The sequence below is a fragment of the Plesiomonas sp. genome (assembly GCF_051652165.1).
In the GTDB taxonomy this organism is placed as follows: domain Bacteria; phylum Pseudomonadota; class Gammaproteobacteria; order Enterobacterales; family CAMTGL01; genus Plesiomonas.
This window is the reverse complement of the sequence record NZ_JBOFTR010000002.1, coordinates 70,315-83,191: the sequence shown is the minus strand read 5'-3', so window position 1 is coordinate 83,191 and position 12,877 is coordinate 70,315. Positions and strand designations below refer to the sequence as shown.

General features: G+C 45.9%; 7 protein-coding genes. 6 read left to right on the top strand and 1 reads right to left on the bottom strand.

The genetic code is table 11. The annotated features are described in order from the left end of the window. Position 1: 1 nt before the first annotated feature. Positions 2-1,570 carry a cellulose biosynthesis protein BcsE gene (gene bcsE, locus ACRC53_RS00730; RefSeq protein WP_438641672.1) on the bottom strand — a complete coding sequence of 523 codons (1,569 nt, stop codon included), beginning with the start codon at positions 1,568-1,570 and terminating at the stop codon, positions 2-4. A gap of 361 nt (positions 1,571-1,931) precedes the next feature. On the opposite strand from bcsE, the gene bcsR reads away from it, so the two are divergent. The 6 genes from bcsR to bcsC are packed head-to-tail and all read left to right on the top strand — an operon-like array spanning position 1,932 to position 12,805. Beyond that, the gene (gene bcsR / locus ACRC53_RS00725; RefSeq protein ID WP_438641671.1) at positions 1,932-2,132 is read left to right on the top strand and encodes a BcsR/BcsP family cellulose biosynthesis protein; all 201 of its coding nucleotides are present in this window, start codon (positions 1,932-1,934) and stop codon (positions 2,130-2,132) included. Positions 2,133-2,175: 43 nt separating this feature from the next. Beyond that, positions 2,176-3,003 carry a cellulose biosynthesis protein BcsQ gene (gene bcsQ / locus ACRC53_RS00720; RefSeq protein WP_438641670.1) on the top strand — a complete coding sequence of 276 codons (828 nt, stop codon included), beginning with the start codon at positions 2,176-2,178 and terminating at the stop codon, positions 3,001-3,003. Continuing rightward, complete coding sequence (gene bcsA / locus ACRC53_RS00715; protein ID WP_438641777.1) at positions 3,003-5,645, top strand: UDP-forming cellulose synthase catalytic subunit; 2,643 nt, start codon at positions 3,003-3,005, stop codon at positions 5,643-5,645. The genes bcsQ and bcsA overlap by 1 nt, the downstream gene beginning before the upstream one ends. After that, positions 5,642-8,029, top strand: coding sequence for a cellulose biosynthesis cyclic di-GMP-binding regulatory protein BcsB (bcsB, locus tag ACRC53_RS00710; RefSeq protein ID WP_438641669.1), 2,388 nt, complete (start codon positions 5,642-5,644; stop codon positions 8,027-8,029). The genes bcsA and bcsB overlap by 4 nt, the downstream gene beginning before the upstream one ends. Before the next feature lie 46 nt (positions 8,030-8,075). Next, on the top strand, positions 8,076-9,212 hold the full coding sequence (gene bcsZ, locus ACRC53_RS00705; protein WP_438641668.1) for a cellulose synthase complex periplasmic endoglucanase BcsZ: 1,137 nt from the start codon (positions 8,076-8,078) through the stop codon (positions 9,210-9,212). Next, positions 9,200-12,805: a cellulose synthase complex outer membrane protein BcsC gene (bcsC, locus tag ACRC53_RS00700; protein WP_438641667.1), complete on the top strand. Its 3,606-nt coding sequence runs from the start codon at positions 9,200-9,202 to the stop codon at positions 12,803-12,805. The genes bcsZ and bcsC overlap by 13 nt, the downstream gene beginning before the upstream one ends. The last annotated feature ends 72 nt before the right edge of the window (positions 12,806-12,877 follow it).

The window sequence follows — 12,877 nt, the reverse complement described above, 5'->3', positions numbered from 1 at the left end:
CTTACGCTCTCAATGGTAAAATAGCAGGGGTTACACCTGAGCGACGACGTTCTAATTCAACGATATCCAATTTTTGTTGCTCTTGGATCTGTGTATCTCGCACCCCTAATTGTGCTAACAATTCATTGGTATAATCTTTCGGCTCTGGCAACCATGATAGACGTTTTAACTCCGTTTGCAGGGCATCTTGCCCATTAATCACCTGTGACTCGGTAAACAGCGTGCTGATCGGAAGATGAAAGGTATTTTGCAACGCACGATCAGCATCATTTGGCCGACATGCAAAAAAGAAAATATAAATTTGGTCATCAGCCACTGTAATGACATCCCCTTGGCGACGCATTTCACACTGTGCAAGTATGTCGACTAAACCAAGACTAGACACGGGGCGCAAAATAATCAGTAATCCGCGCGTTTCTGCCGTTAAGCTACGATCAATTTCATCTTGTAAAAGTGGGTAAAAATCACGGGCAGGAATATAACCTTTCAATTGTAAAGGTTGTGATGATGCCAATAAACTGTCAATGCTTGGGCGGAGCATATTTGGAAAAATCACCCCTTGCACCATTTGTAGCAGACCAATAAAGCGTGATACATGACAAGAAAAAGGCATAACCATATTTGCCCCCGCTGACAAAAAGAGGCTGTCATCAAGGTTACGCAAACAGTTGGCTGTTTCACGTACGACAATTTTTAATCGTGCACCACGCTCACTGCGTAGCTGATAAATATCACGCGCTAAACTGTCGGTTTGTGCTGTTTCAGTGATCGCAAAAATGACCGTAGCATTCACTGCCTGACGCGCAGCGGCTAATAATGCAGGCTTATCAACAAACAGTTTCCAGTGGCGAGAGGGAGCAACTGTACCTGCCAATACACTTTGTATGGCTAAAATTTGATCTTCATCGGCTAATGAGCCGAGTACCAGATCATTTTCAGCTGTATGTAAGGCCAGCCTCTCTTGTTGTACAGAGAGTTTTACACTAATCCCTGCAGACACACCTTTAGCATTACGCCAGTAGGCCAAATCGTACTCAATCAACTCCGCTTGACGACGTAAGTGCACGCAGCCAGCTAACCACGGATTACACTGATTTAACCCTTGGCGTTGTTGTTGCACATTGGCTCCAACCCCCACAACTAATAGGGTTAATTGGTTGTCTTCTGCCCAACGAGAGAGCGTTTGAATATCTTTTTGTAATTGTGCTATCTCAGTGTTTTCAAGCGTCGCAGCTTGATACTGAACAATAATAATATCTACCCGTTTGATTCCAAACCAACGCATTTCATCTGGTAGACATTGAAGCCATTTCCCCTGATTATCTTGTGCAAGCTGGAAAATATCCCCGACCAGTTGGTCATTTTTTAAAACCGCCTGATATGACTCCTCCAGAGGTAATGCGGTAGAGAAGTAGTAACGGGTACTCGGTTCAACACGCTCTAAAAACGTGATAATTAACCGCTCGGCAATCGGTGGATGATCTGCCGTTACCCAGTAAACGCCACCTTCACGCAACTCTGTAAAACTCATAGGTAAGCCATCAATGGCTAATTGGAACATCTCATTCATTCTCTTTTGTTCTCAATGCATATGGCCTATCTACAAGACAAGCTTATTAAACAACCATTTGTAACAAAAATGCAGTTTAATAAATAAAATATAACTGTGCGTTTTACTCTCATATCAATAATAATAAAATATCATGGTTATTTTGTATTTTTTCGCTAACACTATGTTGTATATCAACATAACACACCGACAAAACAATCCGATTCATAGTACCATTAAAGCCTATATTCACCTTAGATTGTGTATAATCTGTAAATATAATGACGTTTTTAATAACAGCATTTCATACGCTTTTCCCATTCATATGCGGCCGTTGGGTGTTGAGTTAACAGGAAATCCGTAAGCATTTGAGGGGTGAACCATGACGAAAATAACAAAACAATATGTCGTCGGCGATGATGTGGCTAATCTGATCCACTGCTACAGTATGAATCAAATGCAGTATCTTGAAGTAAAAGATATTCAGGCGATAAAACAGATTACACAACGTTGGCCGCTACTTGCCGAGTCTATTGATAACGCCATCATATCGCCATCAAGCACCGAAGAAAGCAACGCATAATACCCGTACTTGCACCGTCAACTGAACACAAAGGATATACGCTATGCCAGTGATAGCCATTCAAGGGATCCGCGGAGGGTGCGGTACAACTACCGTTGCCGCAGGGCTGGCAGCTGCACTTCAGAGCTTACATTTTCCGGTTTTATTGTGGGATTTGAGCCCAAACAACCTGCTCAGTCAACATATTGGGTTGCCCTTTAATGAGCCAACAGGATGGGCAAGTGCCTTAACTCAAGGCAAACCTTGGCATCATGCTGCGTTTACGACTGAACAAGCGGGTATTCAGTTATTGCCTTTTGGTCTTATCGACAACGTTCAAGCACTCAATTCGTTCTCTGCCAATTGGCTAACAGACGCACTGGCAAGTTTAGCGTTACCCCGTAATAGCTGGGTTATTCTAGACACACCGTTATATCCACACTTTCTGAGCCAACAAGCAGAGCAAGTTGCAGATATTTGGTTACAGGTGACAGAAGCCGATCCGGCCTGCCATGCTCTGATGCAAAACCGATTACCCGCTCAGAAACATGCATCCACCACAAACCCTGTGGTTCAAGATGATACACAAGATCATAAGTCTGATAACGCCAAAGAACCCGCTCATCAATATGAGAGCTCACTCGAAACTCGGCAACGTTATTGGCTTGTAAACCGCTACCATACTGCCACTCAGTTATCGCGTGATATTTGGCAATTGTGGCACACCACACTCGGTCAGTGGTTGATCCCAAGTGCTATTCATCAAGATGAAGCCCTGCGTGAGGCTCTGGCAAAAAAGCAGCTCATCAACCATTCAGCACCAGGCTCACTGGCTATGCAAGACTTTTTATCACTGGCTATCTGGTGTAAAGCCCTGCTGGAGCAGCCATGATGTTTGACTCGGTATTGCGTGGAATATTTACCCCTGAATTTACAGCAAGTATTCAAGCTCGCTATCAGCGTTACCATCGCAATTGGCGTAGCCCACTTGCATTGTGCGGTGTGGTGCTATGGTTACTGATGTGGGTTCTTATACGGTTTGAATCTCCTGCTTGCCAATGGTTAAGCCAAAATAAACAGACGCTCTACCCATTATTGCGCCAACCGAAACGGCAGTTCGCTGATCCACTTCGCTTACTAATACAAACACTCTGGTTATTGCTGCGTGGTGCATACAGTTATAAACCTAATATTGCGCAAAAAATCAGCCACTTATCTGCTGCCTTGTTCGGTCATCTTTTGGCATTTAAGCAGCGGCTATACCATAAAATCAGCACATTTCAATATTACAGTGTCCCATTATTACGCTCACTGAGCGAAAAAGGCCCATGGTATCAGACCAATAACTGGCTTATTGCTGCACTACGTTGGGGTTATCTGATTATTGCGCTATTACTGGCTGTACTCTGTATTACCGAGCCTTTTGGGTTGGTAGCGCAATTAACGTTTGTGATCATTTTATGGGTGATGGCGCTGCTCATTCGCAATATTCCAGGCCGTTTTTCCAGCATGATGATGATCGTGCTCTCTGTTGTTATCTCTTGCCGTTATTTATGGTGGCGCTATACCGCAACGTTAAATTGGGATAACAGCGTTGATCTCTTTTTTGGCCTAGGTCTATTGGCCGCGGAAACCTATTCATGGCTGGTGTTGATGCTCGGTTACTTCCAGACTATCTGGCCATTGCAACGCAAACCCTACCCATTACCGACTAATATGGATACGTGGCCTTCGGTTGATATTTATATCCCAACCTATAATGAAGATCTGTCAGTTATTCGCCCAACGGTGTATGCAGCATTGGGCTTAGATTGGCCACAAGAGAAGCTCAATATCTACATTTTAGATGATGGGAAACGCAGCTATTTAGCTGACTTTGCCACAGAAGTAGGTGTGCACTATCTGATTCGAGATAACAACGCTCACGCAAAAGCAGGGAATCTCAATGCGGCGATGAAGATCACCCAAGGTGAATTTATCGCCATTTTTGACTGTGACCATATTCCTACTCGCTCATTTTTACAAATGACACTTGGCTGGTTTGTTAAAGATGACAAACTCGGTGTTATGCAGACACCGCACCACTTTTTTTCACCCGACCCGTTTGAGCGTAACTTAGGGAACTTTCGCAAAACACCGAATGAAAACACCCTGTTTTACGGTTTGGTGCAAGACGGTAATGACACGTGGGATGCCACCTTTTTCTGCGGCTCGTGCGCAGTGATCCGCCGCTCGGCGCTGGAGGAGATTGGAGGGTTTGCAGTAGAAACCGTGACTGAAGATGCTCATACTTCACTACGGCTGCACCGCCACGGCTACCGATCTGCCTATATCCGTATTCCACAAGCAGCAGGGCTGGCGACTGAAAGCCTTTCAGCACACGTTGGGCAACGTATTCGCTGGGCTCGCGGTATGGTGCAGATATTTCGCCTTGATAACCCATTGTTTGGAAAGGGCTTATCGTGGGCACAACGTATCTGTTATAGCAACGCCATGCTGCACTTTTTATCGGGTATTCCCCGTTTAGTGTATTTAACTGCCCCTTTGGCTTTTTTGATTTTCCACGCTTATATCATCTATGCACCTGCGGTGATGATCTTGCTCTATGTTGTGCCACACATGGTACACGCCAGCTTAACGAACTCACGCATTCAGGGAAAATACCGCTACTCTTTTTGGAGTGAGATCTACGAAACCGTACTCTCTTGGTATATCGCCCGCCCAACGACGATAGCATTGATTAACCCGCACAAAGGGAAGTTTAATGTCACTGCAAAAGGGGGGTTAATCGACCATCAATATTTTGACTGGGATATTTCACGCCCTTTTTTGGTGCTCGCAATGATCAACCTGCTCGGTGTTGGTTTTGCTATTTACCGCTTTATTTGGGGGCCAAGTGATGAGATCGTCACTGTATTTGTCAGCTTATTGTGGACATTTTACAACCTGCTACTGCTCGGTGGCGCAGTGGCTGTGGCTTCTGAAGTTAAACAGGTTCGACGCACTCACCGCGTGCAAATTACCTTACCGGCCGTAATTTATCGTAACAATGGCCATGCCTACCCTTGTACGATGGTTGACTACTCTGATGGCGGTGTAGGTATTGAAATGCCACAAGTTCAGAAATTTGATGCCGGTGAAATCGTACAGTTAATGCTCAAACGGGGTACGCAAGAGTTTTTGTTTAAAGCTCGTGTCTGTAATCAGCGTAATACTTTTTTAGGTGTACAACTTGAGCATATGGATTTGCAGTCTCATATCCAGTTTGTACAGTGTACTTTTGCCAGAGCTGACACATGGGCTATGTGGCAAGAGAGCTATCAACTTGATCAGCCAATGCGCAGTATTCGCGCTATTTTTGAAGTCGGCCTGCGTGGATATAAGCAAATGGCTAAACAAGCCCCCGCCTCTATTCGCTGGCTGATCAATGCCTTGGTATGGATAACCGAATGGATTGGAACATTTATGCCTCATACACCGACAATGAGCCCAGTTGCGGACCCTGTTAACTCGAAGCAAGAAGCTAAATCATGACTGAACTTTCAAAAAAAATCATGCTGATCGCGCTCTCCCTGATCGGGGTCACTCCGGTATTGGCATACGCTGACACAACCTCGGCCAATCAAGCAACGGCAAATCAATCAGTGCCAATGCAAACAACAATGCCACTGTCGACAATCCCTGCTGAAGCACAAACGAGTACTGCGCCACTCCTAACAACACCAGCAGTCTCAACAACGGCACTTGCAGCACCCACGGCAGATGCACCTCCGGTTAAAAATGAGCAGTTTACATTTAATCAACTGCTGCCTGCGGGTGTACTTGAACTGCGAAACGCCCTAAAAAGCATCAAACTCGATTTTGGTGTTCGGGGTGATCAGGTTATCACCAATGCCAATTTACACTTAATCTTTACGCCCTCTCCGGCCATGATCCCGGTATTATCACAGATTAAAGTGTATATGAATGATGAGCTGATGCAGGTTATTCCAATAACTCAAAATCAGATGGGAAAAGAGATCAATCAAACTATTGCGCTTGATCCTAAATTTATTAAAAATTTTAACACCCTACATTTTGAGTTAATCGGCCACTATGAAGCGGGTTGTGAAGACCCCATGAGCAATGCATTGTGGACGGATCTTAGCCGTAAAAGTACCTTAGATTTAACCGTACAATCACTGGCTTTAGACAATAATTTGGCCATGTTCCCTGAGCCATTTTTTGATCCACAAGATATCAACACACTCAACTTACCGTTTGTCTTTCAGCAGACACCGTCTCTGACCACCCAAAAAGCAGCGGCAACACTTGCCTCTTGGTTTGGTATTCAAGCAGCTTGGCGTGGGCAACAGTTTCCCGTGTTATTTAATCAGTTACCTGAACATAACGCGATTGTGTTTGCTACCAACAGCAACCGACCTGACTTTTTAAAAGACTATCCGTTGGTCAATGCACCCACCGTTGAGATGATCAGCCACCCCAATAACCCCTATGTGAAACTTTTGCTCATTTTAGGCCGTAATGATGAAGATTTACTGACTGCCAGCCAAGGTATTGCACTAGGAAATACACTGTTGCGTGGGCAATCAACCACCATTAAACAGGTTGATTTATTGGTCAAACGTAAACCCTACGATGCTCCAAATTGGATTAGGACTGATCGCCCTATTCCATTTAGTGACTTAATGGAGTACCCACAACAGCTACAAGTGTCAGGTCTGACACCAAGCCCAATCACCTTAAACATGAATGTGCCGCCCGATCTGTTCACATGGCGTAGCCCTGGTATTCCACTTAATTTGCAATACCGTTACACCCCCCCTGTCACGAATGACAGTTCACGGCTGAATGTGAGTATTAATGATCAGTTTGTGCAAGCATTTTTGTTGCGCGATTCTGGCCAAGGCGGAAGCACTGAGCGGGTGCGTCTGCCGGTATTGACCGATATGTTCACAAATAACAATAATGTGATGATCCCTGCGCTGAAAATTGGTGCTCGTAACCAGTTACGCTTTGATTTCTCATTTGGCTCATACGCAAATGGAGGGCCGAAGGGGATGTGTGTCACTAACATGACACCAAATGTACAAGCTGCGATTGAACCTAGCTCAACTATCGATTTTAGTGGCTATTATCACTATATCGCGATGCCCGATCTGCGCGCCTTTGCCAATGTTGGCTTTCCGTTTACTCGTTTAGCCGATTTATCTCAGACACTCGTTTTAATGCCAACCAAACCCAGCAGTGCAGAGCTTGATTTACTGTTTAGTTTGATGGGGCGAATGGGGGCATCAACTGGCTATCCGGTAATCAATGTTAGCCTGACAGACGATTGGAAACACGCCAAAACTGCAGATAAAGATCTGTTGCTAATAGGCCAACTCCCTTCTGATGAGCTATTGCTGAGTAAAGATCACAGTGGATTAATCCAACAGACCCGTGCATGGATCAGTCAGCCAATGCGCCAAGTTAACGATCTGCAACTTACGCCATCACAAGCACCTAACCCAAGTGTGCAAGCGGCCAGCCGTGTTGATACTCAATCTGAGGGTGATATTGCAGCTATGATTGGTTTTGAATCGCCGTATGGCTCACAGCGCAGCGTTGTTGCGATGATGGCCTCAGATTCAGCTAACTTTAATCTGATCACCCAAAGTTTAAATAATTCGGGCAAAGTGGCGGCCATGAATGGCTCTGTTGTGGTATTCCGAGATGGCCAATTGCACAGTGATAGAGTCGGTGAGATGTACTATGTCGGCCAACTACCGTGGTGGATGTTGTTGTGGTATCACCTATCACACTACCCTGTTGTCTTGGCGCTGGTTGCCGCTCTTTCAGTTGTCCTTGTCGCGATTGCGCTTTGGAATACCCTGCGTTGGGTAACGCGCCGCCGTTTAGATGATGATCGCCGTTAAGCCATTATTAACTTTAAAATATTATAGAGAAAGAGTGATGCTCCACATGAAAAGGATAACCGTGAACAAACCGCTGATCACACTCCTGCTGACTGTTATGCTGGCGGTTAGCCCTGTGTTGCATGCAACCCCTTGTGAATGGCCTGACTGGACGCTGTTTAAACAACGTTTTTTAGATGAATCAGGGCGGGTAATTGATCACAGTGATCCGCGCCAGATTACCACGTCAGAAGGGCAATCCTATGGGCTGTTTTTTGCACTGGTTGCTGGAGATCAGAAAGCGTTTCGCCAAATATTACGCTGGACCGAAACGCATCTGGCACAAGGTGATTTAGGTGATCACTTGCCAGCGTGGTTATGGGGACGTGACCCTAAAGGCCATATGCAGATTCTTGATCCAAACTCTGCGGCTGATTCAGACTTGTGGATAGCCTATAGCCTCAAAGAGGCGGGCAGATTATGGAATATTCGGGATTATCAGAGCCAATCTGCCCTCATGTTGCAAAAAATCGTCCAAAAAGAGGTGAGCAATTTACCTCAATTAGGCCCGATGTTATTGCCAGGACGCATTGGCTTTACACACCCAGATTACTGGACACTTAATCCAAGTTATGTGCCCCCGTTTATTCTTGAGAATCTGGCCACCAGCTACCCAGATAGCCGCTGGCCTGCAATCAGAAAAGCGGCCAATACACTGCTCATGCAGAGCTCTCCACACGGTTTTGCACCCGATTGGGTTAATTGGACGAAACAGCAACAGTGGCAAGCTAAAACAGGCTCTTCTTGGCTTGGAAGCTACGATGCAATTCGGGTCTATCTGTGGGTAGGTATGCTTAACCCTGATGCACCAGAGTTTACGACACTCATTGCCCATTTTCAGCCGATGGTCAACTATGTCAGCGAGCACCAAAAGCCGCCAGAAAAAATCGATATTCAATCATTGCAGGTCAGTGGTAATCCACCAGTAGGTTTTTCGGCAGCACTCTTGCCGTTGCTTAAACAGTCAAATGCTAACAAAGCATTAGCAGAACAGCATCAATATGTTGCTAACACGCCATTAGCCACAGAAGGGTATTACAACAGTGCCTTGACTCTTTTCGGGCTGGGCTGGCTTGAGAACCGCTACGCATTTTCACCACAAGGTGAGCTGATTTTACAAGGTCGTGCTGCATGTCAGGATTAAAACCACTGATCTATTCACTGTTGGCGGTGAGCCTAAGTCAGGCTATTCCGTCAGTAGATGCGGCACAACCTCTTGTCGAAGTTTCGCCGGTAAACTGGTTACTGAGCCAAGTTCAACTGGGTGAGTCGCGTTTTCGTGATGATTTAGTACAAGACTCGTTGCGCCGTCTGTTCAGTATTGATCCCAATAATCCAGAAGGTTTAGGTGCGCAAATTCGCCTCGATCTACGGCAAAATAAACTCTCTGCGGCAGCCGCTACACTGGCAAAATTAAAGCATGTTGCCCCTGATTCGCTCGCGTATAAAACAGCAAAAATTAACTACAGCCTGACACAGCCACAGCAAAAGGCACAATTGCAACAAGCCCGTTTGTTTGCACGTGCTGGCCGTTATGAACAAGCATTGACACTGTATCAAGCATTATTTCATGGTGTATTTCCAACCCCGATATTGGCTCTAGAATATTGGGATACCGTTGCGCGCAGTGGTAAAACAGAACAGGCACAACAAGCGTTACAACAGCTCAATGCTCAGTATCCTAACAACGGAGCAGTACAACTGGCTTATGCCCAATTACTGTTGAATAAAACCCCTGATTCAGCCGTTGCATTTGCTCTGCTAAGTAAACTGGCCAATGATCCTATTGCACACAATAACGCCTCACAGTTATGGTATAACCAACTGCAGCGGCTACCACAACAACAATCTACCGCCAACTTGTGGCAACAGTATTTGCGTTTGTATCCTGATGCCAGCCCTGAGGCAAAAAAGGGGTATTTAGAGCTGACTACTTTATTAAAAAACCCTGCTTTTCAGGCCAAAATGCGGGCTTATCATCAGCTAGATAACAATTCAAATAACTATGCACTGATTGAACAAGAGCTACAAAAAGCTCTACGTGGATACCCAAATGATCCGCAATTGATTGGCGAGCTTGGGCTATTACGGCTACGACAAGGGCGGCATGCTGAGGCTATTAATCTATTTGAGCGAGCACAAAAACTCGATACCTCGGCAGATGATGCTAACAAGTGGGTCACGCTGCTCAACACTGCACGTTACTGGCAACTTATCACGGTAGGGGATAACGCCTTCGATAAGGGGCAGTTTACTCAAGCCGAAAATGCTTATCGTCGTGCACTGCCTATTGAGCCCACAGACCCTTATGCCAATATTGGATTAGCCAATGTTGCCGCAAAACGGGGTGATATTGCCAAAGCCGATCAGCTGTATCAACAAGCTCTGCGCCAACAGCCTAATAATAGCAGTGCTCTGCGTGGCCGGGTTAATCTCTATATAGAGACAGATCCTGCGAAAGCCCGCCGTTTATTGGCAACCTTATCCCCTGCGCAGCGTAAAAGTGTTGCCAATGACCTAAACCGCATTGAGGCGACCCAATTACAAAAAGAGGCCGAGCAGATGATCGGTCAGCAACAACTGCTTGGTGCAGAAGCTAAATATAGCCAAGCATTACGTTTACAACCTGATGATGTCTGGATTGCCTACAATTTAGCCTCACTGCGGGCGCAGTTAGGGCAGAAAAATGCAGCCGAGACCTTTTCAACCCTGCTTGCGAAAAAACCAACGAGCCCTGAGTTACGTTATGCCTACAGCCTTTTTCTTGCTGGACAAGGGCAAGAGCAACAAGCGATTCGCAGCTTACGCACCTTGCCAGAAACACAGTGGGATACACGCATGCGTGAGTTGGCTCACCGCTTAGAATTTGGCAGTATCATGGATAATGCACGCGCGATGTATAACCGTGGGCAAGATAAAACCGCTATCGCTTATCTGTTGATGCAACAAAAAACCTACCCTAATCAGGTTGCTATTCCACTGACACTGGGCGATTGGGCACAACAGGCGACTCAATGGCAAGACGCACACCGCTATTACCAACAGGCACTCAACATTGAGCCTCACAATGTAGATGCTGCACTTAGTCTTATTGAGTTGGATGTTGCTCAAGGCCACAAACAAGTGGCCCAGCAAGCACTAAATACATTTACTACCCAGTATTTATCACCAAACAAAACGGCCATGATAGGTACAAAAAAAGGCAATACAGCAGCAATAACACCAGAGATACAAAGGCGCGCGGCGAATGTCTGGGTGCAACTTGGTGATCTACAACGTGCAAGAAACCTGCTAATCCCGTTACTGACTGCCGAGACAAAAGACCCACTTCTTTTGCGTGATGCAGGGCGAATAGAGCGGTTGACGGGTAATCCGAAACAAGCGATTCACGATTTTGAGCGAGCATTACAGTTAATTGCCCCTTCAACTCACTCAATATCAGATGCGCCTACTCGTGCGACCAATGCCGAGCAGCAATACCTCAATGCCACTAAACAGACACGGGTTAATCCAAAAGATGACTGGCTACAGCGCAGTATTCGCAGTGACGCTGAAAGTTTGTTTCGGCAGCAAGACCCAACAGTCACACTTGAATATGATCACTGGGGCAGTAAAGGAACACCGGGTACATCGGATCTACGTGCCAATAATGTGATGTTAGAGACCGCCATTCCCTATCAAAATGGCCGCCTATTTTTCCGCGTAGATCAAGTCAATCTTAACGCAGGTAAAGCTGATTTATCCAATGCGCGTAATGCTTCTGATTTTGGCAGTGCCTTGTTATGCGCCCCTACTGCGTTACATCCTGAAAAGCATTGTCAATTTGGTAGCAGTAATCAGCAAGCACAAGGTACTGCTCTGGCCGTTGGCTGGAAAGGCGAGAATTGGCAAGCAGATATTGGTACAACCCCACTCGGCTTTGAAGTGACAGATTGGGTTGGGGGGATCAGCACGAAAGGCGATCTTGGCCAGCTAGGTTGGTCTGCAACGCTCTCACGTCGGCCACTGAGTAACTCCTTGCTGGCTTATGCCGGAACCATTGATCCAAATACAGGCAAAGTCTGGGGCGGTGTGCGTGCTACAGGAGGGAAACTGGGCTTAAGCTGGGATCAAGGTGGGCCTTATGGTGTTTGGTCGAGCCTGCAATATCATCTGCTTACCGGTCAGAATGTGGAAGATAACACCCGTTTACGCCTAATGAGTGGCATCTATCACCGAGTCATTGATGATTCACAACGCCGCTTGCGCATTGGAACAAATGCTATGTATTGGTCCTTTGGGAAAGATTTGAGCCACTATACCTTTGGTCAAGGGGGGTATTATAGCCCACAACGTTATGTTTCTGTTTCTGTGCCGATTAGCTACAGTCAACGCTGGGAAGATTGGTCTTTATATATGGAGACATCAGTAAGCTATTCGTGGCCAAAATCAAACGGTGGCGCATATTACCCAATCACCCCTGCATTGCAACAGCAAGCGCAAAATAGCGTAGATGAAACCGATGTATCACCGTTTTACAGTGGTGGCGGAACGGCCGGCATTGGTTATCAAGCTCGTTTACTGGCCGAGCATCGCCTCACACCACACTGGTTTATTGGTGCGGCATTGGATATTCAAAAATCCAAAACATATACACCAAGCCATGGGGCATTATATCTGCGCTACAGCTTTAGCGGTTGGAATGGTGATCTGCTATTGCCACCAGAGCCGTTAACGCCTTATGCAGATTTTGACTAACAAACATTACCCTATTGATTATTAATAGCTACTTATCAAAATAGCTATCTATCAATAGGGTAAATCAATAGA

Bases quoted from the DNA above. Each gene is read 5' to 3' on its own strand.
- bcsE (WP_438641672.1), bottom strand. From the start codon at position 1,570: ATGAATGAGATGTTCCAATTAGCCATTGATGGCTTACCTATGAGTTTT.
- bcsR (WP_438641671.1), top strand. From the start codon at position 1,932: ATGACGAAAATAACAAAACAATATGTCGTCGGCGATGATGTGGCTAAT.
- bcsQ (WP_438641670.1), top strand. From the start codon at position 2,176: ATGCCAGTGATAGCCATTCAAGGGATCCGCGGAGGGTGCGGTACAACT.
- bcsA (WP_438641777.1), top strand. From the start codon at position 3,003: ATGTTTGACTCGGTATTGCGTGGAATATTTACCCCTGAATTTACAGCA.
- bcsB (WP_438641669.1), top strand. From the start codon at position 5,642: ATGACTGAACTTTCAAAAAAAATCATGCTGATCGCGCTCTCCCTGATC.
- bcsZ (WP_438641668.1), top strand. From the start codon at position 8,076: ATGAAAAGGATAACCGTGAACAAACCGCTGATCACACTCCTGCTGACT.
- bcsC (WP_438641667.1), top strand. From the start codon at position 9,200: ATGTCAGGATTAAAACCACTGATCTATTCACTGTTGGCGGTGAGCCTA.